General features: G+C 43.5%; 18 protein-coding genes. 12 read left to right on the top strand and 6 right to left on the bottom strand.

The genetic code is table 11. From position 1 onward, the window contains the following. Positions 1–65 precede the first annotated feature (65 nt). Both AB4507_RS03375 and AB4507_RS03370 read left to right on the top strand, forming a co-directional pair. Positions 66–1,607 (top strand): HD-GYP domain-containing protein, encoded by a 1,542-nt coding sequence (locus AB4507_RS03375; RefSeq protein ID WP_372182228.1) that lies wholly within the window; start codon positions 66–68, stop codon positions 1,605–1,607. Between the two features lie 202 nt (positions 1,608–1,809). Beyond that, positions 1,810–3,000, top strand: a complete 1,191-nt coding sequence (locus AB4507_RS03370; RefSeq protein WP_017065416.1) for an amino acid aminotransferase — start codon at positions 1,810–1,812, stop codon at positions 2,998–3,000. 124 nt (positions 3,001–3,124) lie between these two features. Here the strand turns inward: AB4507_RS03370 and AB4507_RS03365 are convergent, their stop codons facing one another. Next, on the bottom strand, positions 3,125–3,766 hold the full coding sequence (locus tag AB4507_RS03365) for an outer membrane beta-barrel protein (protein ID WP_017068768.1): 642 nt from the start codon (positions 3,764–3,766) through the stop codon (positions 3,125–3,127). 150 nt (positions 3,767–3,916) lie between these two features. Between AB4507_RS03365 and AB4507_RS03360 the strand changes: the two genes are divergently transcribed. Together AB4507_RS03360 and AB4507_RS03355 are read left to right on the top strand one after the other, a co-directional pair. After that, complete coding sequence (locus AB4507_RS03360) at positions 3,917–5,806, top strand: DUF294 nucleotidyltransferase-like domain-containing protein (protein ID WP_017060410.1); 1,890 nt, start codon at positions 3,917–3,919, stop codon at positions 5,804–5,806. 5 nt (positions 5,807–5,811) lie between these two features. Next, entirely contained in the window at positions 5,812–6,528 is a 717-nt protein-coding gene (locus AB4507_RS03355; protein WP_017060409.1) for a 3'-5' exonuclease, read from the top strand. A gap of 210 nt (positions 6,529–6,738) precedes the next feature. On the opposite strand, the gene AB4507_RS03350 is transcribed toward AB4507_RS03355, so the two are convergent. The 4 genes from AB4507_RS03350 to AB4507_RS03335 all read right to left on the bottom strand — a co-directional run bounded on the left by AB4507_RS03350 (position 6,739) and on the right by AB4507_RS03335 (position 12,669). Continuing rightward, positions 6,739–8,628 carry a GGDEF domain-containing protein gene (locus AB4507_RS03350; RefSeq protein ID WP_229647311.1) on the bottom strand — a complete coding sequence of 630 codons (1,890 nt, stop codon included), beginning with the start codon at positions 8,626–8,628 and terminating at the stop codon, positions 6,739–6,741. Positions 8,629–8,648: 20 nt separating this feature from the next. Then, complete coding sequence (locus AB4507_RS03345; RefSeq protein ID WP_372055821.1) at positions 8,649–9,797, bottom strand: extracellular solute-binding protein; 1,149 nt, start codon at positions 9,795–9,797, stop codon at positions 8,649–8,651. Between the two features lie 351 nt (positions 9,798–10,148). Further along, on the bottom strand, positions 10,149–11,243 hold the full coding sequence (gene serC, locus AB4507_RS03340; RefSeq protein WP_017065411.1) for a 3-phosphoserine/phosphohydroxythreonine transaminase: 1,095 nt from the start codon (positions 11,241–11,243) through the stop codon (positions 10,149–10,151). A gap of 163 nt (positions 11,244–11,406) precedes the next feature. Then, complete coding sequence (locus tag AB4507_RS03335) at positions 11,407–12,669, bottom strand: DUF945 family protein (RefSeq protein WP_017068763.1); 1,263 nt, start codon at positions 12,667–12,669, stop codon at positions 11,407–11,409. 183 nt (positions 12,670–12,852) lie between these two features. Between AB4507_RS03335 and AB4507_RS03330 the strand changes: the two genes are divergently transcribed. The 3 genes from AB4507_RS03330 to AB4507_RS03320 all read left to right on the top strand — a co-directional run bounded on the left by AB4507_RS03330 (position 12,853) and on the right by AB4507_RS03320 (position 16,115). After that, positions 12,853–14,796, top strand: a complete 1,944-nt coding sequence (locus AB4507_RS03330) for an ATP-binding protein (RefSeq protein ID WP_372182227.1) — start codon at positions 12,853–12,855, stop codon at positions 14,794–14,796. Continuing rightward, a complete protein-coding gene (locus AB4507_RS03325) occupies positions 14,789–15,286 on the top strand; it encodes a response regulator (protein ID WP_017065410.1) in 498 nt (165 codons plus the stop codon). Before AB4507_RS03330 ends, AB4507_RS03325 begins: the two co-directional genes overlap by 8 nt. A 286-nt stretch (positions 15,287–15,572) precedes the next feature. Further along, positions 15,573–16,115, top strand: a complete 543-nt coding sequence (locus AB4507_RS03320) for a hypothetical protein (RefSeq protein WP_372182226.1) — start codon at positions 15,573–15,575, stop codon at positions 16,113–16,115. A gap of 161 nt (positions 16,116–16,276) precedes the next feature. Here AB4507_RS03320 and AB4507_RS03315 read toward each other — a convergent pair whose 3' ends face one another. Then, positions 16,277–16,858 carry a TfoX/Sxy family DNA transformation protein gene (locus AB4507_RS03315; protein WP_017060401.1) on the bottom strand — a complete coding sequence of 194 codons (582 nt, stop codon included), beginning with the start codon at positions 16,856–16,858 and terminating at the stop codon, positions 16,277–16,279. 357 nt (positions 16,859–17,215) lie between these two features. Between AB4507_RS03315 and AB4507_RS03310 the strand changes: the two genes are divergently transcribed. From AB4507_RS03310 to AB4507_RS03290, 5 genes are all read left to right on the top strand, one after another. Next, positions 17,216–18,136 (top strand): HDOD domain-containing protein, encoded by a 921-nt coding sequence (locus AB4507_RS03310; protein ID WP_017066065.1) that lies wholly within the window; start codon positions 17,216–17,218, stop codon positions 18,134–18,136. A gap of 54 nt (positions 18,137–18,190) precedes the next feature. Then, positions 18,191–19,096: a lysine exporter LysO family protein gene (locus tag AB4507_RS03305; protein ID WP_372182225.1), complete on the top strand. Its 906-nt coding sequence runs from the start codon at positions 18,191–18,193 to the stop codon at positions 19,094–19,096. Positions 19,097–19,270: 174 nt separating this feature from the next. Next, complete coding sequence (locus AB4507_RS03300) at positions 19,271–19,798, top strand: hypothetical protein (RefSeq protein WP_017066066.1); 528 nt, start codon at positions 19,271–19,273, stop codon at positions 19,796–19,798. A gap of 118 nt (positions 19,799–19,916) precedes the next feature. Further along, the gene (panP, locus tag AB4507_RS03295) at positions 19,917–21,560 is read left to right on the top strand and encodes a pyridoxal-dependent aspartate 1-decarboxylase PanP (RefSeq protein WP_017060397.1); all 1,644 of its coding nucleotides are present in this window, start codon (positions 19,917–19,919) and stop codon (positions 21,558–21,560) included. A 358-nt stretch (positions 21,561–21,918) separates the two neighbouring features. Beyond that, positions 21,919–22,773, top strand: coding sequence for a MurR/RpiR family transcriptional regulator (locus AB4507_RS03290; RefSeq protein ID WP_004734686.1), 855 nt, complete (start codon positions 21,919–21,921; stop codon positions 22,771–22,773). The last annotated feature ends 129 nt before the right edge of the window (positions 22,774–22,902 follow it).

Raw genomic sequence — 22,902 nt, 5'->3', positions numbered from 1 at the left:
AATTTCCGGTCTTATTCACGTCACTTATGCTAATCATTCGCAATTCTAAAGTCGTGAATCAATGAATGCGTAAATCTAATAAGAATGAGAACAAAGGCTTACCGATGGATACTTCAAATTACAATCAATCGCTAACGACTAAGTTATACGTCATTGCTGGCGTGCTGTTTGGCACCTATGGCAGTCGGGTGTGCCCTATGCTCGATAGCTTAACGACGTTAGAGATTTTCACACAAGTCAGTATTGTGTTTATCTTATTATGGCTCGCACGTCGTTACCCATTGGCGCAACATACCTTGGTCAAGCAAGGCCGATTCGCGCAACTCGATACCCTGCTATTTTTTGCTGCAAGTGTGCCTTTCGCGCTCTACTACAACTTAAGCTATGAATTCACCATAGATAGTAATTTGAAGGTGCTGTTTGGCATGAGTCTATTCGGCTTCTTTACCGGAACCATTCTTCAATTGAATGCCAAGCTCAGCCAAATGGATAAAATGGAGACGACTGGACAATTCGACTTCCAACTGGTTGGTGAAAGAAGTTCACTGGTCAAGCAGATGATAGGCTTGGTTATCGTGCTTCTGGTAACACTGACGACTATGTTGACGATGATTGCCGTTAAAGACATCTTCTGGCTAGAACACAACCCTGACCGCTTATTGGATGGCACCGGCAAGATCAGCGTGATCAAAGAGTTTATTTATTTGGCTGTGGTACTGGGTGGCTACGCGATAACCATCATGACGCTTTGGAGTAAGCTAATTAAGCGTATTCTCCTAAGCCAAGAGCACGCATTAAACAAAGTCACCAATGGCGAGCAAGGCGTTCGCTTACCTATTTTCGGCTACAACGAGCTTGGATCAATGGCATCTATGACCAATACCATGCTTGATAGCCTTGAAACCGCGCAAAACGAAGTGAAAACCACACGTGACGTGGCCATTGTGAGCTTATCGGCATTGGCTGAATCTCGAGACAATGAAACGGGCGCACATATCCTAAGAACTCAAGAGTACGTCAAGGTACTCGCACAAGAGCTCAGCAAATCAGAAACCCACTCAAGCTTGTTAACTCCAAACTACATCGAGTTGCTCTACAAATCTGCGCCTTTGCACGACGTGGGCAAAGTAGGTGTTCCTGATAGTGTGTTATTGAAGCCGGGCAAATTGACGGACGAAGAGTTTGAGATAATGAAAGGTCACCCCGCGATTGGGGCTGAAGCGTTATCTATTGCAGAAAAGCAGTTGGGAAGTAGCTCTTTCTTAAGAGTCGCAAAGGAGATATCTCTGACTCACCACGAGAAATGGAATGGCAGTGGTTATCCTAATCAGTTGTCTGGTGAAGATATCCCGTTATCTGGCCGTTTAATGGCATTAGCTGATGTTTATGATGCGCTCATCTCGAAGCGAGTCTACAAGCCACCCTTTACTCATGAACAAGCTAAACAGATCATCTTAAAGGGCGATGGGACGCATTTTGATCCGCAAGTTGTCCAAGCTTTTCTGGTCGTCGAACAAGCGTTTGTTTCAATTGCTGCGACCTACAAAGATGGCAAAAATGTAGCGAGTGAACTCGAGCGCGAAAGCTTTATTGCTCAACCTGAGTAATCTATTCAAAATCCACTAACTTCTTGCACCCTATAGGTTAATCCGTAGGGTGTTTTGTTATCAAATATCCTCTTTAGTCAATAAATCTGATTGAAATGGATTTTTTTTGGTCTTTCTGTTCACTTCGTATTGTCTTAAAAATTCCATACAGGTATAACTACCCATAGATACTATCCCCTCTCAATTGACATGGATGAAGATTATGTTTGAAAAAGTGTTAGCTGCTCCCGCCGATCCTATCCTCGGCCTTACTGAAGAGTTTAAAAAAGACTCTCGTGCAGAGAAAATCAACCTTGGCGTTGGCATCTACAAAAATGAAGATGGTCAAACACCAGTACTTAAAACAGTAAAGAAAGCAGAAGCTGCACTTCTTGAAAACGAAAAAACCAAATCTTACCTAACGATTGAAGGTACAGCTGAATACGGTCTAGCGGTTCAGAAACTTCTTTTCGGTTCAGACGCAGAGATCGTTGCATCTCAACGCGCTAAAACAGCACAAGCTCCAGGTGGTACAGGTGCACTTCGCGTAGCGGGTGAATTCATCAAGCGCCAACTGGGCGAAGTGAAAATCTGGATCAGTAACCCAACTTGGGCTAACCACAACGGCGTTTTCGCAGCTGCGGGGATCGAAACTGCTCAATACAGCTACTACAACGCTGAAACTAAAGACAAAGACTTCGCTGGTATGGTTGCTGACCTAGAGAAAGCTTCTGAAGGCGATATCGTTCTTCTTCACGGCTGCTGTCACAACCCAACAGGTATCGACCCAACAACTGAAGAGTGGGAAGTACTGGCTAAATTGGTTGCTGAGAAGAAACTGCTGCCTCTATTCGATTTTGCTTACCAAGGTTTTGCAAAAGGCGTTGAAGAAGATGCTGCTGGCCTACGTATTTTTGCTCAATACAACAAAGAGATCCTTGTTGCTAGCTCGTTCTCTAAGAACTTCGGCTTGTACAACGAGCGTGTTGGTGCATTCACTCTGGTTGCTGAATCAGCAGACGTAGCAACGACAGCATTCTCTCAAGTTAAGAGCATTATCCGCTCTATCTACTCTAACCCACCAGCCCACGGCAGTGCTGTCGTTACTCACATCCTTGGTGATGCTGATCTACGTGCTGAATGGGAAGCAGAAGTGGCAGAAATGCGTGACCGTATCCAAGAGATGCGTGAACTATTCGTAACGACACTGAAATCAGAAGGTGTTGATGCAGACTTCACATTCATCGAACGTCAAAACGGCATGTTCTCGTTCTCAGGTCTAAGCAAAGAGCAAGTAACTCGCCTAAAAGACGAATTCGCAATCTACATTGTTGGTTCTGGCCGTATCAGTGTTGCTGGTATGACTAAGTCAAACATGGGTCCTCTATGTAAAGGTATCGCTGCGGTTCTTTAATCGAAAAGCGAAACCTGTATTTGCAGACCAATAGATGTGTAAAAGCCAGCAATTAAGCTGGCTTTTTTGTGTCTGTCTCTTTGTATATAAGAGCTATTAGTGCACTTAGCCTTTTCGTTACTGGCTAATACTCTAGGAAAAATTCCACTCCTAGCTCGTGAGTACGCTCGCTACGAATTTTACCTTCACCATCTCGATGTTGATATGACCCACCAATCGCAAACTTATTGGTCACTAGATAACGTAAACCTAAGTGATAGACCTCTTCATCAAACAGGTCACTTCGATTCACTTGCACACTCCCGTTAGCTATCCAACGTTTCGCAAAGCCATAGTTAAGCTCAGCTTTTACCCCTTGGATGAACTCAGTGTCTGAAGATTCAGTTCGGTTGGTGTCATTATCTTCAACCTTACCTTTTGTGATACCAAGCAGGTAGTAAGCCACTATATCTAAATCTTTCTTAATGCTGTAACGGTAACCAACACCTGGCATCAGCGTATCAATTCGAGTTGTGGTGTCATCAGGGTGAATAAAGCGTGCGCTGTAGTCTCCAAGCAACAACCAATCATCCGTCATCGCGTAACTGACGCCTAATCCATACGACGAGGCATTGTTATTACTGCCTGCATCTTCATTTAAACTGCCCGAATGCGCGGTGGCATAAATATGGTCGTAATCCAAAATATCCACCGCGTTAGTGTCCGCCCACAAACTTGGAGAAAACATAAAAACCGCAGATACAAAACTAAGCTTCCACTTCGACATTCCTATCATCCTTAAACTGTCACTCCATTAATTGAAAGGTTAGTCTATCCATAAGACTTTAAAAAGGTTTTAGCTCACAGATTGATTTGTGACGGCAAAATATTATCAAATGTTGTACCATGAAATCATACAAACCAATGGATGATCATTATGGATGCTGAGTTATTAGAGATTCAAAACTTTCTGGCACAATACCCCCCTTTCACAGAACTCCCTGAGGAGATGTTGGCGAAAGTGACCAGTAGCGTGGAAATTTCTTATTACCGCCAAGATACCCCTATCATTCACTTTGGTGATCAAATTCATGACTTATACATCGTTCGAAGTGGCGAAGTCGAAGTCTACCGCCGTAAAGGCGAACTCTATAACCGCCTGGATGAAGGCCACTTGTTCGGTCAAATGGGCCTACTGACCAACAACAAGGTGCGTTTCCCAGTTAAAGCCACCGAAGATACCCTGCTTTACTGTATTCCTGAGCCTATCTTCCAAGAGCTCTACGACAACTACGACTCCTTTGCCGATTTCGTAGAAGTAGAAGATAACGCGCGACTGCGCCAAGCCAACTCAGACAGCAACGACGCTAACGACTTAACGACATCCAAGGTTAAAACGCTGCTGACCAGCGAAGCACCAATGATCGAAAAAACGCGCACGATTCAGCAAGCTGCGACCATGATGGCACAGGATAATGTTTCCTCTTTGTTGATCATCGACCCAGAAATCGTTGAAGATGATGAAGATGACTCAACACCCGTGATTGGCATCATCACCGACCGAGATTTATGTACTCGCGTTTTAGCTGAAGGGCTTGACCCATCGGATGAAGTCTCTAGCGTAATGACACCTGAGGTTATCTCTCTCGATCACAATGCTTACGTATACGAAGCTATGATGACCATGCTTCGCTATAACGTGCATCATTTACCAGTGCTTAAAGATAAGAAGCCGATTGGTATTATCGAAGCGACCGATATTGTTCGTTATGAGTCTCAAAACTCGCTGTTATTGGTAAGTAGTATCTTCCAGCAACAAAGTATCGAAGATCTGAAGGTGCTTTCCGAGCAAGTAAAAGACAGCTTTGTGCGCTTAGTTAACGAAGATGCCAACGCCCACATGGTGGGTACTGCAATGTCGGTAATTGGTCGTAGCTTTAAGCAGCGAATTATCGAACTGGGCGAAGAGAAATTGGGCAAGTCGCCTATTCCTTACTGTTTCCTCGCACTGGGCTCTATGGGGCGTGATGAGCAGCTGCTGGTTACCGACCAAGATAACGCAATCATTCTTGATGATACCTACGACGAGAAAAAGCACGGTAAATACTTTGAGGAGCTGTCGACCTTTATTTGTGATGGCTTAGATCAGTGTGGCTATGTGTATTGTACTGGCGATATCATGGCGACTAACCCAACGTGGCGTATGACTCGTCGACAATGGGAAGAGTGCTTTGCCGATTGGATTGATGATCCAAACCCGAAAGCACTGTTAAATGCTTCAATCTTCTTCGACTTAGATGGCGTTTATGGTCGTCTGAAATGGGCCGAGCAATTGAACAGCTTTATTGTTCGACGCGCACGTAAGAACAATCGCTTCTTGGCGTGCCTTGCACGTAACGCACTCAACCGTACACCTCCGCTCGGCTTCTTCAAAGATTTCGTGATGGAGAAAGATGGCCGTCACAACAACTCTATCAACCTTAAGCGTCGTGGTACTGCGCCACTCGCCGATTTGATTCGTGTTCACTCGCTCGCGGTAGCGTCTCGCTCTAAGAACTCGTTCGAACGCTTAGATGACATTATTGACGCCGGTATTCTGCCAAAAGGCCGAGCTCAAGATTTGAAAGATGCGATGGAGTTTATCTCTCTGGTTCGTATTCGCCACCAAGCACACGATGTCGACAACAACATCGAGCCTGATAACAACATCGAGCCAGAGAACCTGTCTGACTTCGAACGACGTAACCTAAAGGATGCATTCCAAATATTAAGTAATGCGCAAAACTTCCTTAAGTTCCGTTATCAAGCCAGCAACAAGTTTAAGTAGGGCCTATGAACAAACTATTCAGATCACCTGCGGTCGATTGGCCATTTAAGTTTGCTCAGAAGCTTGAACGAGCGAGAGACGAGCGCTTAAAGCACTTTTATAGCCAGCCTCTTCCTGCGCCTGATACGCCACTTTCAGAAGTGATGTTTTTGGCTGTCGACTTTGAGACAACGGGGTTAAACCCAAACAAAGACGGCATCATTACCATTGGTTTAGTGCCATTTACGCTCAATCGCATCTACTTGCGACAAGCCAAACACTGGACTCTAAGACCAAAACAGAAACTTGAAGAAGAGTCTGTCGTGATTCATGGCATCACTCACAATGACATCATTGATGCGCCAGACCTTAGCGAAGTGTTGGGCGAGATCTTAGAATCAATGGCGGGACATATCCCTGTGGTTCACTATCGTCGTATCGAACGTGACTTTTTGGACAATGCATTGAAAGTGCGACTCGGTGAAGGCATTGAGTTCCCAGTCCTCGACACGCTGGAGATTGAATCTCAGATCCAAAATAAACTGGCTGGCGGCTTGTGGAACAAGCTGAAAGGTAAGAAGCCAGCTTCAGTGAGACTGGGTCAGAGTCGTCGTCGATACCATCTGCCCGACTACACGCCGCATCATGCATTAACTGACGCTATTGCGACCGCTGAGCTACTCCAAGCGCAAATTGCTCATCACTTTGACTCTGAGATGCCTCTGAAGAGTTTCTGGCTCTAGCTGAGTTACGTAAGCTAAATACAAACACAAAGCCCATCAACTTCCATTGGTCGGCTTTTTCATTTTTATCGTCTGTGTTTAAGCAACGGTTGGCCCGACTAAGCGCATTTCCCATAAGCGTTTAAACATATTATAACGTCACACCCCAGCAGTTCCGCTCTAATGGGCGTCGAAAATCGTGATCGCTATTTGTCAGCGCGATTGGCATTATTACTTCCCAACCACAGACAACGTTTGGTAATAAAGACGCTTTTGCTGATACATATTCTCATCAGCGACTGAGAACAATTGCTCAACGTCTGTTGAATCACTAGAGGCTGCACCAATCGAGAATCTGACAGGAATAGAGATACCCGCTTTAGTCTCGATTGCCTGTTGCTCCTGAGCAATGTACAACTGCTCAGTCATCTTTGCGACATTGAGCGAACTCGACTCACCAGACGTTAAGGTAAGCACCGCAAATTCATCTCCACCCAAACGGTATAGATTACTGGCAGGTGTCAATTCGTGGCTGATTACGTCTACGCAGCGCTGTATCAGCTCATCCCCGATCTCATGCCCATGAACATCATTGGTCGTTTTCAAGCCATTGATATCAATAATGATCAAAGAAATCTGATTTTGATTGTCGTTAATGCTGCGTTTACTGAATTCGAGATCTTCATTAAAAGCTTTACGATTCAAACAGCCAGTCGGCATGTTAATCCGTGTAATATTTTCGAGCTCTAGCCAACCAGCTAACTGTTTTTGGTACATGTCAAAAATCAGAAGATCTTCTTCACTGAGGACATCAAATGAACTTGAACAAAAATACCCGATCGCCGTCCCCTGTGAGTCACAGAGTATCAGGTCAGCCTCGCCAGTCCGGTTAAAATGAAACTGAATCGAATGTTGAACAAGTAATGTCTTTAACTCTTGATCGACCATTTGAGGAATCAACCGATATTCAGCCGCGTGTCTTGATGATGCAAACTGAACGATCTTCAAAATACGATGCTTCTGGGATTCTTCACGCGCGAGCGAATTAGTTAACTTGCTGGTTTTCTCTTCGACTAAGTCCTCTAGCTGAACATTAAATCTTTCGAGTTTATCGTTACTTTCGGTAAGCTCACGGACTTGGTATTGTATGCGACCCCACAAGGTTTCCAATAAACGACTCAGCGTGACGAACTCTGTAAAACGATGTTCATCCACACTATGAGTCGGTGACTGGTTATGCGAATACGACGTAACAGATTCAGCCAACAAGTTTAACTGCCCTGAGAACCAGCGGCTTAGGAACAGAGCAAACACAATCGAGATGGCAAGCGTCGCCACCAATATTCTGACAAAGACCACCTGAGCTTGTTGCATCTCTAATAAACGCTCACTGTCGGAAATATGATGTTTGACGTTCAGTACCAATTTGTCGGTAAAGAATGTGCTGTCGATAGAGATAATGTTCGCACTTTGTTCAGAAGATTGAGCATCCGTTGAATCAATATAGTTAAACTCAACCGACTCATTTTGATAAAGGAAAGGCGTCACTTTAGTCTTAAGTCTGTCATACCCCATAAGAACCACAAGATAACCCTGCGGCGTGTATGTAGAACCTTCTATCAAACGATAAGGTAAAATCGGCGCGACAAAAGCGATACCTGCAGCGGCATTATCCGCCACTTCAGTTTCGGTAAACTCGGTGTGGAACAATTTCCCTTGCCCATAAACCGATTGAGGACGCTTCAAGCTTTCTAATAACTGGCTCTGCTCAAAATGGTACAAGCTGCCTTTGCTGTCATAAATGGGCTTCCAGTTTTGGTCCAGAATATAAGTCGCGGACACACTCTCCGCTAGCGCATTGAAGCTATCCATCTTGTCCCAAACAACACTCGAGAAAAAGATATTACCACCCGCTTTAATCAATGATCGGTCATGCGAATACCATTGAGTTAGGCTCGCCGTCAGCTTAATTTGCTCTTGTACGGTTTGACGAATACCGGTCGTAGAGTTGTCCAGCTTGGTTTCTTTTTGCTCTAAAGAACTTTGGTTTTGTTTATTGAGAATCAACTGTCCCGCTAGGTAAACAGGAAGCATTGAGCAAGCCAGCAACACCAAGCCCATGGTGTATTTTAATGATAGCTTCAATCTCTTACCCTCATATTCGCCGAGTAATATTGAACAAAATCATTGTAAAATTTATGCAGTTCACTCTTTGGCATCCCTGACTTGTAACGCTGATACGCCCGAGCCGATGCCTCCCAAACGATCGCCATCTTGTAGTCACTCGACATCATTTGCGATGCTTGAAACTCATCGTACATATTTGAAAGTGTCTGGTTACCTTCCTCAACACGGCGTTGATTAACCTCATAAAACGGCGAAACCATGGCACTCGAGTGAGCTAAAGAGGTGAAACTGTTTGATTGCAGGTATTGAACGACTTCTTTCAAAGCCAATTTCTTATCTGGGTTTTGCATGCCTTTTTCCGTGACAGCAAAAACCTTTGCGCCACTAAATGAAGACATACTTTCACCACGATAGGTCGGCAACGAATTGATGTACAAATCTCGACCAAAGGCGGCATCGAGTTCGCTGAACGCCCAATCACCGTCAATCAAAAACTCGACTTCCCCATTGATGAACCTCTGCCTCGCGCAAATATCGCTGCACGATGATTCGATGACTTTTTTCTGCTGCAACATGTCGATGAAATCAAAGATAGCAACTAACCCTTCACCATTAACATTCTTCGACGATAATAAGTCTTCAGAAAAAAGCTGATAGAAAGCTAGATAGAAGTACATGTTTGGATTGGGAAAAAGCACGCTCACTTGATCGGACTGAGCAGAGCGTTCAATTAGGCTCTCCCATGTCACGACTTGCGCTTGAGGCTTGCTCGAATACAGAACGACTTGGTTTCCAATACCAACCGGTAACGCCTTAAGCTCACCGTTGATGACCACTGCATCGAGCGCTTTTTTCTCATAGCGTTGGGTATCGACCCAAGCATCAGGAAGCGTCGCTAAATCGATATATTCAGTTAGACCTAAGAAGTCAGAAGGAACCCAGATGGCGTCGGGAAAGGTATTGTCTCTAGGATCAGCAACAAGCAGTTCAGAACGAATACTGTTGACGTCAAACGAACGAATTTCTACACGATGATCAGTCATCGCTTCGATATGTTCTTTTACATAATCGGCCGTTTCATAATTAATACCAGCCCATATTTCAAGTGTGGACGAACAAGCAACGGCCGGAAATAGCATCGCAAATAGACTCAATAACCTCACACTTGGTTCCTTGTGGTAAAAATTAGACGTTGGATTTTAATCGCCCATCAATAAACCGGGCGATGCGGCTTATCGCTCACTGCTCATGATTAGAGACCTAGCTTTGGGCGACACGTTATATAGTAAAAAGTGCCTAAATAACAGTTGATACTCTCGCTTTAAGAGAAAGGTCTGCTCATTCTGATACATCCGTCATATCTCTGGATGACTGTTCTTACAATAAATCAACATACCATACCCTTTATTATTAACGACAAAAAAAATGCCGCAAAAGCGGCATCTATCTCGTTCGGTGCATTCGACACAATAAAAATCAAATAAGCAATTTATCAGTCAAAGCCCTATCATCGATTAAGCGTATTTCTCTTCGAAATCTTTCATGAAGCTAACCAGCGCTTGAACGCCTTCCAGAGACATTGCGTTGTAAAGTGAAGCTCTCATTCCACCTACTGCTCTATGGCCTTTCAGTGATTTCAGACCTGCAGCATCAGCCAATTCTAGGAACTTGCCATCTAACTCAGGTTTCGCCAGTTGGAACGGCACGTTCATTCTAGAACGGTTTGCAGTGTGAACATCGTTTTTGTAGAAAGCTGAGCTATCGATTGCATCGTAAAGCAGCGCTGCTTTCTCTTTGTTCACCAACTCCATCGCTTCAACGCCACCTTGAGCTTTCAGCCACTTGAACACAAGGCCTGATAGGTACCAAGCGTAGGTTGGTGGTGTGTTGAACATTGAGTCTTTTTCAGCAAGTACTTTGTAGTTCAGAATACTCGGCAACACGTCGTTTGCGAGTTCGAGTAGATCATCACGTACGATTGCAATGCAGATACCCGCAGGGCCGATATTCTTTTGCGCGCCCGCGTAGATAACACCGTACTGAGACACATCAATCTTACGAGACAGAATGTTAGATGACATATCCGCTACGATTGGCTTATCCGTTTGAGGAAGCTCGCTGATTTCAATACCATCGATGGTTTCATTCGGACAGAAATGTACATACGCAGCTTCCGGGTCAATTTTCCAATCTTTAGCTGGAACAACCGCTGCTTTACCATCAATTGACGTCTTCGCGTTGAATACATCGATTTCGCAATATTTGCTCGCTTCAGTCACTGCACTTTCTGCCCAGTAACCCGCATCAATGTAAGTCGCTTTCGTCGCATCACCTAAAAGGTTTAGAGGAACAGCAGCGAATTGAGCACGAGCGCCCCCCTGACAGAAAAGAACTTTGTAGTTGTCTGGGATGTTCAGAAGATCACGTAGGTCCTGTTCGGACTCGTCAGCAACTTGAATAAATTCCTTGCTGCGATGGCTGATTTCCATCACGGAAGTCCCTAAACCATTCCAATCAATAAAGTCCGCTTGCGCTTGTTTCATTACCGGTTTAGGCAGTGCAGCTGGGCCAGCACTGAAGTTGAATACGTTATCTAATGTAAGTTCCATGGGGATGATTGCTCCTGCTAAATAATAACTATGCAAGTAATACCATGTTTTACCCAACATAAAAACAACAAAAGAGGTCTTAAGACCTCTTTTGTTTTGTACCGTATAAAATGTTTAAGCTTAACCTGCTAAATCACCCTATCAGTATTCACGCCTGCTCTGTTTATTGAACCAAAACCGGCATAAGTAGAGCGATTAATGGAATTTCTTGTCCATTTTCGAACACTAGGTTTCCATTTTCTAAGTCAGCGCTGATTTCATAACCACTGTCTGTTTCCTTGATCATTTCCATCACAAGCAATTCATCGATACCTTCACGGATGAATGGATACTCTTCAACAAGTTCATTTGAGAAGCTAGAGTGAACGTTGCCCGTTAATGCAGGCATGATCATCGAAGGGTTGCTGCTGATGTTTTCGGTCCCTTCCGGCACGCTCACCAACCACTTAGATTCGAACTGTCCCTTACCTAACTCTAACGACATGTTGTTCATTGAAAGGTCGAAACCTTTAGCAAACAGGATATCGATAAATGGAATGATCTCTGCAACGTCTTCTTGCGTCATCACAGGATTAGATTGGTAAATCTCAAAGATTTTCTCAAACGACTCGCTATCCAACTTCGACATTTCAAAATCGACGTTTAGGTTGTTCAACTGGCCTTCACTGGTCTCGATGTTTGCGATATCCAGCTTGAGGTTGCTGCGCAGACGCTTAGTTGCTTCATCTAGATGTGATTCAAAATCGTACTTAGAATTTTCAATGGTCATGAAAGGCTGCATTGCAGAATCTGAAACCAAGAAGCTATCGATAGTAAAATTCTGAGTACCTAACCAGTAGCCTTTCGCTTGTTGGCCTGAACCCACACCTTTCAGATTAGACAGCGTTACCTCTTCACCGGTTTCAAAATCAATTTGAACTGAAGGGATTGAAAGCTCGTAATCAACTTGGCCTAAAACAGTCGCATGGCCAGAAAGATTCGATTTAGTGATCGAGACCGAAGTCCCATTCTCATCAGAACCTTGGTGATTGAACTGGCTTAACTCAAAGTTAAAGTCAGTGTTGCCGTTTAGCTCAGTACTAGTGGTCAGAGTTAAAGGCAGAATATCGGTATTCTCAAACGTCGACAGTGCATTTAGACTCACCAAACCATGGCTAACCGCACTATTTATGACAAACTCACTCGGCAACCCATCAATCGCAAGTTGCTCTTTCAGGTTTTCATCCGTCACAGTTAAACGAGTGGTTACGTTGGAAGACAAGTAACCTCTATCGTATTCCACGATCTCAGCTTGAATGCTTGAATTGTTAAGCTTTGCAACACCGTCAGTAATAGCATTTTGTCCAATTTGGCCAACCGCTAAAGGCCAACATAGTGCCAATGAGATTGCTCCGCCAATTGCACCAATTTTTCTTAACTGTTCCATGAGTTCTCTTTCTACACGTGACTGTTTTTTTTAGTCTACCCCATCAGTAGCAAACAAGAAACATTGAGTTAAATCAGTCTATTGCTCGATACTTCGATTGCCTCAATAAATTAACGGCTAGCTCTCATCCTTATTCGGCGGTTCTTGCTAGGCTAAAGACGTCGCTACTATTAAGGTTGAGCTGTGAATCAATACGCTGTTATCTGTTTGGACAATAATCCGGTTAGCATTGAAAGAATACGTTCGGAGCTGGCTCCGTTGGCTTCTGTATTCGATATTTATACTGCCGAGAACATAGAAGACGCACATCACGCATTAGAAGATATTCATGATCACAACCAAACCGTTGCCTTGGTGATCACTCATCATCATTCTGAATTTAATGGCGTGCAATTCCTGATTGAACTTCAACAGCTGCCCCATAGTAATACCGCAAAAACGATATTAGTCAGCGCTTCGTCAGACATTCAATCCATTTTAACCGCTGTGAATGAAGGTAGGCTCAACCACTGTTTAACCAAACCGGTTCAAGATCAGGTTCTGTTCAAATCAGCGCAAAAAGAGCTGACCTCTTTTGTTATCCAATACGACTCAGAAAACCTGCTCTCTTACAGCGATGCATTGGATCAACAACGCTTACTCAGAGCGCACATTGAGCAAAAGATTCACTCTTTCCAATCGGGTTTCATTCACGACTACCACCAGCTTTCTGATAATGCCCTTGCAGAACGTGTCGTCAGTGCCTTACAAGATGTGTTTTCAAAAGATGACAAAACTAAGGCCATTCGTGACTATTCCCCCGAGCATCTACTCACTGTGGAAGGCGAAGACAATCGCTTTTTATGGCTGATCATTGAGGGTGAAGCAGCTCTTTATAAGAAAGATGAACTTGGGCAACAGCGGGAAGTGGTACGTCACTCCAAAGGGAACATTGTTGGCGGGATGTCATTTGTAACAGGCGAGCCTTCGTTTTCTACGGCGATCACCCTAACGCAGACTCGCGTTATCAAACTGGATAAAGATAGCTTTGCTCAGGTGATGCATTCAAACAATACCCTGCTGCCTTTATTTACCAATCTATTGCTCCGTCATTTTAATCGACGTTTGCAACGCAGCATCACCAATAAGATCAAACTGCAGCAGACACTAGAATCATTAGAGTCTGCACATCAACAACTGATCGAGAAAGAAAAAATGGCGATGCTCGGGCAGCTAGTCGCGGGAGTCGCACATGAGCTGAATAACCCGATTGCTGCCATATTAAGAAGCATCGAAACTCTGTCAGACCATCTCGACCAAATATTGGCAAACCTATCCGTTCCAGAGTCCAATAAAGGGACTGACGTACTGGCACATTCAAAGTTAGCTAAGCCACTATCAACAGCCCAAGAAAGACAGCTCGTAAAGCATCTTACGTCGACGATTAATGACCGTGCTTTAGCAAAAAAAGCCGTGAGACTAAACCTAAGCCAAGACTCTACGGTTCTAAACACATTAAAGGCGTCCCCTGTCGCAGGCAAAGAGCTGCTCAATGACTTAGAGCATTACCATTATGTTGGAAACTCTATCCGCTCAATTCAAGTGTGCAGCAAGCGTATTGCCGATATGGTCAAAAGCTTAAAAAGCTATGCTAGAGAAGATGAAGAAGTTCGCCACTACACAGATATCCACGAAGGGCTTGAAGATACCTTAGTGATCTTCGAAAACAGGCTTAAACACCACCAACTCGAAAAGCATTACGATACCGACTTACCGCCTTTATTGTGCCAGTCGCTCTCGCTGCAACAAGTGTGGACCAACCTTATCTCCAATGCGCTCGATGCCCTATCTGAACGAGGAAAAGTGACCATCACCACTTCTCAACAGACAAAAGGCGACGACGCGTTTCTTGTGGTGCAAATCTCCGATACTGGCCACGGCATTGCCAAAGAAGACATCAACACCATTTTCAACCCAAATTTCACGACTAAAAAAGAAGGCAACTTTGGTTTAGGGATTGGGTTATCCATTTCTCAACAAATCGTTTCGGCTCATCAAGGGTTTATTTTGGTGGAGTCAGAGGTAGGCAGCCATACAAACATGCAAGTGTGGCTTCCATTCAAACAAGAAGGAGCACCTCATGAATAAGTACCTAATTTTATGTGTCGATGATGAACCTGAAGTTCTCAATAGTGTCCTTCAGGACTTGGCGATATTTGAAGAGAACTTTCTGGTTGAAGGTGCAGAGTCGGTCGATGAAGCCAAGCAAGTAATCAAAGAAATGGGACAAGATGGTATTAAGCTCGCGTTAATCTTATGCGACCACATCATGCCAGAAGAAACCGGCATTGATTTTCTGATCGAACTCAACCAACACGACGCTACTAAACCAACGCGTAAGCTGTTGCTCACCGGGCAAGCTGGGCTAGAAGATACCGTCACAGCCATTAACAACGCAGCACTTGATTTCTATATTTCAAAACCTTGGCAAGGCGACCAACTGAGAGACACGATTACTCAACAATTGACTGACTATGTCATTGCCAACGACAAGCAATTGCTAAACTGGACTTCCATCTTAGATACCGAGCGCATACTGACTTCAATGGCGGATAAACGCACCAGTTTTGGTGAATAGCACTGATTGGTTAATGGATACTGAGAATAGCATCATCCGATATAAAAACCTTCCGAATGTATACAAATTTTGGATAATTCGCTCGTCTATTTTTCTCATTCGCCCTAAACATGAGATCTCCGTTACATACTGATCCTTAATTTGCTTGTTTTTTAACTAAATGAGTAAGGTTTTACATTTTAAAGGATTACTTTTCCGTGAGTTAGATTAAACTGTCTCAATGTTTATGGTTTGCCGATTTGTCTCAAACCAAAGGAATTAACACTAATATAGGTTTACGGTCGTTATGCGCAAAATTCTACTTACTACCGCTATGCTATTGGCTTCTGGTCAAGCACTAGCTGTTGATGAACAACCACAGGTAATGAGCAACTTTAACTATGATTACTTTGAAGCACGTATCGGTGCTAGCCCAGTAACATTTGGTGGTGCGTTCAGTAAGTCCATTCACCCGAACGCTCACGCTATAGCACGTATCGATTCAGAATTTGAAAGCGATTACGACTCAGCTGTAGGTCTTGGTTTCCACGCTCCATTAAACAACTGGGCAGACCTAACAGGTGAAATGCTAGCTCGTATCGTTCAACCTGAGAACTCAAGCTCTACTGATATCGGTATGGAAATCAACATTGGTGTTCGCCAATGGCTTGGTCCACAACTAGAAGTTGGTGGTAAAGGTGGTTACGTTTCTATCGAAGACAACGATGATTGGACAGGTTCTGTTTACGCGCGTTTCCACTCTACAGAGCTTTTCTCTTTAGGTGCTGAAGCTCGTATTAACGACTTCTACGGTGACCAACTTATGTTCACTGCTCGCTTCAAGTACTAATACTTAAAGCTCAAGCCCTAGCAAATAAGCTCTCTATGAGCACTTAGCCTTTTGATACTTAGTCTTTTAAGAAATCCGGCTAAGACAGAAACAAAAAAACCGAGGACATTCCTCGGTTTTTATTTATTAACAGTAATCTTAAGCATATAAGGTAAACTTCTTTAGTGGCAGCTCTTTAGTAATTGCTGCTTGCGTGGCTCTTGTAATAGTTTCCAGTGAATACCATCAATTGCACCCGCAAATTTCCAAAGTAGTTTTAGGTCAACATCGTTTCCGTACGCTTCGCGAACCTTATTAAACACTTCAGGTGCGCCCAACTGCATAAACATTGAAACATCATCCACACCCGCCTTTTTAACCATGCGCTCTAACGTAAGCTGCATGTTTGGTAGATCTCTTAATCTACGGCTAGCTGATGACTTCTTGAAGCTACGCTGCTGAATTGAATTATCGATTGAAGTACGAATAATACTATCCAATTCAGGATGTTCACAGGTAAACAGATCCGTAATGTCGTAATAGTTTACGGTTGCTGTTGTCTGCTTCTTTACATGACGATACTTTTCACAATCAAGATCGGTCAGTTTTTTATCTAATGATTTTCCACCTCTAATGAATAAACAACCTTCACTCAATAAAGCGAACATAGCGTCATTTTGAAAGAGGCCAATACCTCCGAACATAGAACGTTTTTGATGCTCACCAAATTGATTCACGTAATTAATAAATGCTGTCTCGGTCATATCCGTTGATCCTTAATCAAATTACCCCGATTAGGTTGATCACCAGACAAGCAGCTTGTTATGCGAAAATTTTAAATCTATTTTGTTATTCTATAGGTGAATATTATGGTTTCGTTTTTCACCTTTAAATAAATCATACTTCGAAAAGAAAAATAAGTCTGGACTTAGTTCACATCAATCAATTGAGTATTCCGGTTTTTCATGATTGACTTCACAGTAAACTATCAAACCATGCTTGAATTTGGACACCTAGTGATACACTGGTTCAAATTATTAAAGGTTATGTAGACGGGTGAGTATTGCCTCGCAGCATCGTGGCTTGTAAAATGGCAGGACAGACCTGTTTTTACTTTTTATATGAATCATTTATCGTTTTTCTGGCTACCTCAAAATAAGACTCTTCTCTTAAAGGGTCTAGAATCAGAGTTTGCCCAACTTGTTGGACATTCTATCTCAGCGGGAAAAATAACACTTCCTCCTATCCCTAACGTTGTACTGAAGATTCAATCGCTTTGTACCCTTGAATCAACTGGGATTGCTGACGTTGCCGAGTGCTTACTCGAAGACCCAGGCCTCGCTGCTATTGTCATTCGTGTGGCTAACTCTGTCGTCTTTAACCGACGTAATATTACTTGTGTTGATATTATGACGGCGGTGTCGCGCCTTGGCATATTAAGAGTACGTGACATCGTGACGGCTCAGGCTATTGAGCAACTCAAACACTCAGTCAACCTCAGTAAAGAATGTAATAAGGTATTGGTTCAGAGCGCTTCTGTATCAAAAGAGCTGGGCGCTACTATGGTGCTTGTTACCAACAGCTTCAAAGAGCTCTCCCCTACTGAATACCGTTACCTTGAGCATGAAAAATCGCTGCTTGTTGGATTACTGGCTGATATTGGTTTGTTCTGTTTGGTTAGCGAATACCACCTCTACCTCGAAAATGGCAATTACCTAGATCACGACATCGCTCTACAAATCTTCCAAGGCCAATGTTCTGCTACCAGTAAATTGGTGCTTAACCGTTGGGGCTTCGACAGCGACTTTATTGATGTGTGCAGCAATACCATCAATAACCACGAACAGCGTGAAGTCTCTTACTTAGATATCGCTCGAATCGCTAACCACCTGCTGATGTTCAGAAACAAGGATGAGAACATCGATGATCACGAAGTTGAACTTAACGTGACAGGTGCAGAGGTGCTTTATAAATTAAGCAACTTGAGCAAGCATGATTTTAATGCAAAGCTAAGCGACGTGATCAATACTAGCGGCTTCTAAGTCACTGTTAAATTACAAGTAAGTGTAATATGAAGTAAATGCAATGGGGAAAGCATGTTTACAGGGATGATCTTTATATTTGCGCCACTCGTCGTGGGGTATCTTTTTGCAATTTCGAACGCTCAGACATTAGAATTTATCAACCGCTCAACATCGCGGTTGATCTACGTGATTCTGGCGTTAATGGGACTAAGCTTAGCCGCCCTCGATAACCTAGGCAGTAACCTGCAGACAATCCTTCTATATACCGTCACTTTCTTTGTCTGCTTAAGCGTATGTAACCTAATGGCACTGCCCGCTATTGATAAGTTATTGCCACTCAAAACCGACAGTAGCAAGAAGAAGCTTCCCCTCTCTTCTATGGCGATGGAATCTGCAAAACTCATCTTAGTGGTAGGTTCAGGGCTAATCGCTGGCTTAGTGCTGCCTATTGGCCTTGATTGGGTTGATACCGCAAGCGAATGGATTCTGTTTGCTCTTCTATTCTTTATCGGCATTCAGCTGCGTAATAGCGGACTCACACTTCGTCAGATCTTACTCAACAAGCACGGTATGGTTATCGCAATCACCATTATCATCACCTCAATGTTAGGTGGTGTAATCGCGGCTTACATCCTAGATATCCCTCTGTTCAAAGCCTTGGCAATGTCTTCTGGATTTGGTTGGTACTCTCTGGCTGGTATCTTAATGGGTGACGCCTTTGGTCCTGTCTATGGTGGCGCTTCTTTCATGCTTGAGCTGTTAAGAGAGTTAGTTGCCTTGGTACTGATTCCAGTGCTAATTCGCAGCTACCCATGCACTTCCATTGGTTATGCTGGTGCGACTGCGATGGACTTCACCTTACCGGTCATTCAAACAACAGGCGGCGTTAGATGTGTGCCTATCGCTATCGTCAGTGGCTTTATCCTCAGCTTGCTTGTTCCGATATTGATGTTGTTCTTTGTATCTCTTGCTAACTAGATCGCAGGAATAGCGTTTGTTTTAGATTAGAATGCAACTCGAATACCAATGCCCAAGACACCGATACAGTTACCGAAATAAAAAGACACTAAGTGTCATTGCTCAACAAATAACGATCACGGTAACCTGTAACGACAAAGTTATAAAAAGAATAAACTTACAAAAGGAACCACTATGAAACGCCTTTGCGTCGCATTACTGCTAGCTTCAACTTCTACTTTCTCTTTTGCAGCAGATTCAATGTCTGAGACAAACCAGTGCCAAGCAAAAAAATATGATGCGTACATCGACGCTTCTTTGAATTGGTATGCCGACCTTGCTGCATTAACCTCTGAGCAATATCCAGAGCTAACAGAAGTGAGTGAGTGGTTCCTAGAAGGTCGTAAGCACCACTTTGAGCTTAACCGTGCTGCGGTTCACTACTACTTAGTAAACGACTCAAGCAAAGTGGCAACAGAGCAACCTGTAGAAGGTTGGTTGCAACTTGAGCAACACGACATTAAAACGCTATCAACACGTGATGATGAGCTTGGTAAAATCGCGAAAACAACATTCGATGACCGCCAATCAACGCCTCACGCTCAAAACTACGAACTACGTTCTGCCTTTGCAGAATTGCTTAGTCACCCTAAGCAAATCGACTCAGCGCTGCAGCGTTACAACCAGTCGATCAGTAAACTTGAAGCGATTAAGTGTAAATAACCCCGCATTTAATATGCTTTTTTGAGAAGTTGGATTTCATAATTAAGACGGGACATTGTTCCCGTTTTCGTTTAGATTGTCCCGCTCGCGTCAATATTAGAAAAATAACTCGCTTGCTATGGTTACGGAACAAAAAACAGCAGATGTTAGCTTCGACAGTCTTCTACGTATCTTCACGGTACCTGAAGGCCCAGATTCAACACTCACTCAAATTGAAGACAAACTTTCACGAAACCTGAATCAATTCTTACGTGAACATATTGTGGCTGAAGAAAAGCCGCTACGTGAAATTGAGAAAGATTTTTCAAATGCTCATATCCCAGAGCAGCCTGAGTTTGTTTCTGAACATACTGAGCATCTCCTCGATTCTCTTGTGTCTCATTCGGTTCACACGTCTTCGCCAAGTTTTATTGGCCATATGACCTCTGCGTTGCCGTACTTCCTGATGCCGCTTTCAAAAATCATGATTGCGTTGAATCAGAATCTAGTAAAAATCGAGACCTCAAAAGCGTTCACTCCCCTAGAACGTCAAGTTCTGGGCATGTTACATCGCCTGATTTATCAAGATAGTGACCAGTTTTATTCTCGTTGGATGCACAGCGCAAACCACTCTTTAGGTGCGTTTTGTTCTGGCGGTACCATCGCGAACATTACAGCGCTCTGGGTTGCACGTAACAACGCACTAAAAGCGCAAGGTTCGTTCAAAGGTGTAGAAAAAGAAGGCCTGTTTAAAGCCATGAAGCACTACGACTACGAAGGCCTTGCCATCTTAGTCTCTGAACGTGGCCACTACTCTCTGAAAAAAGCCGCGGATGTCCTTGGTATTGGTCAAGAAGGTCTAGTGTCTGTTAAAACAGATAACGACAACCGTATTTGTACTGATGATTTAAGACTCAAGATCGAGCAGCTCAAGCAGAACAAGATCAAACCTTTCGCCGTCATTGGTGTGGCTGGTACAACCGAAACCGGTAATATCGACCCGCTAAGAGACATTGCTGAGGTGTGTGCCGAATCCGATTGTCATTTCCACGTTGATGCAGCTTGGGGCGGTGCGACTCTGATGTCTAACAATCATCGTCACCTACTTGATGGTATTGAACTGGCGGATTCAGTCACGATTGATGCGCATAAACAGCTTTATATCCCTATGGGTGCGGGTATGGTTCTGTTTAAGAAGCCAGATGCGATGACTGCGATTGAACATCATGCTCAATACATTCTTCGTAAAGGCTCAAAAGATTTAGGCAGCCATACGTTAGAAGGTTCTCGTTCAGGTATGGCAATGCTGGTTTACGCCGCAATGCACATCATTAGCCGCCCAGGTTATGAACTGCTGATCGACCAAAGCATCAACAAAGCGCGCTACTTTGCCGACCTAATTAAAGATCAGAGCGACTTCGAGCTGGTTTCAGAACCTGAGCTTTGCCTACTGACTTATCGCTATGTCCCTGAGTCAGTCAAAGCGGCACTGCTTAAAGCTGAGCCTGAACATCGTGTCGAACTGAATGAGTTGCTCAATGAGCTGACTAAGTTTATTCAGAAGAAGCAGCGTGAAACAGGTAAGTCTTTCGTGTCACGTACACGCTTAAACCCTGAAGCATGGGTACATCAGCCAATCATCGTTTTCCGCGTGGTATTAGCAAACCCACTAACAGGCAATGACATTCTTTCGTCAGTGCTTGAAGAACAGCGTGAGATCTCTAAACTAGCACCAAACTTGATGGGCAAAATCAACAAACTGGTTACGCAAATCAACGCATAGTCATTCAATTTTAGTTGCATCAAATTGAAAATTTCTTTCTTTTTGATGTAACTAAGCTGTCAGTTCATACCCATTTTGCATTCTTTTTGCTCAAACTCTCTTCCAATTCTGTAGTTTTCTAAAATTTTGTTGAGGTTTGTCATATTCTTAAGCATTCATGCCCTGTTTTTGTATTAGTAAATAGTATGTTGGGTTTATACTGACTCTATGGTGCTAGTTAGCTTGATATCTATTTGACGCAGCAGTATTTACGAAACCGAATATACATCGGCTTTGTGTTTACTGATATTTGCTTCAGCCATACCCCCTGGTAAAAGATATTAACTAGCAAGTTGTTCTCTATACCCTTGTGAACACTATGAATACATTAGAAAAAATACAAAAAAACCTGGAAAATTTCAGCAAGTCTGAGCGCAAGGTAGCCGAAGTAATTATGGCTTCCCCTCAAACTGCAATTCATTCTAGCATTGCTACCTTAGCTAAAATGGCTGACGTGAGTGAGCCTACAGTTAACCGCTTCTGTCGTCGATTAGACACAAAGGGCTTCCCTGACTTCAAACTTCACCTAGCTCAAAGCTTGGCAAACGGTACACCTTACGTGAACCGTAATGTTGAAGAAGATGATGGTCCAGATGCTTATACGCATAAGATTTTCGAATCAACTATGGCTTGTCTAGACGTTGCTAAAAACAGTCTAGACGCGATGCAAGTAAACCGTGCTGTTGACTTGCTGACTCAAGCAAAACGCATTTCGTTCTTCGGATTGGGTGCCTCTTCTGCTGTCGCCAAAGATGCTCAAAACAAGTTTATTCGTTTTAATATCCCAATCACATGTTTCGAAGACATCGTGATGCAACGAATGAGCTGCATTAACTGCAGTGATAACGACGTTATTGTTCTTATCTCTCATACTGGCCGCACTAAAAGCCAAGTTGAGATTGCAAACTTAGCGCGTGAAAACGGTGCGACAGTTATTGCTATCACAGCAAAAGATTCTCCACTGGATAAAGCGAGCTCGTTGTCTATTTCTCTGGATGTTCCAGAAGACACTGACGTTTACATGCCAATGGCAAGTCGCGTTGTTCAGATGACGGTTATCGATGTGCTAGCGACAGGCTTTACGCTACGTCGTGGTTCTGGTTTCAGAGAGAACCTAAAGCGCGTCAAAGAGTCACTTCGTGATTCACGTTACGAGAAGTACTCTCAGTTCTAATCTGCTTAGTCATGAACTGAAAACAGATGACCAGAGAACAAGTTGAATTAAAAAAACGGAGCCTAGAGCTCTAATGCCGATCAGTTAAAGCCAAAGCGATCGGTTGAAGGATCCTTCAGAGCTGTCAAA

Source organism: Vibrio sp. 10N.222.54.A3 (genome assembly GCF_041474095.1).
In the GTDB taxonomy this organism is placed as follows: Bacteria; Pseudomonadota; Gammaproteobacteria; order Enterobacterales; family Vibrionaceae; genus Vibrio; species Vibrio crassostreae_C.
This window is presented reverse-complemented; position numbering and strand designations above follow the sequence as displayed.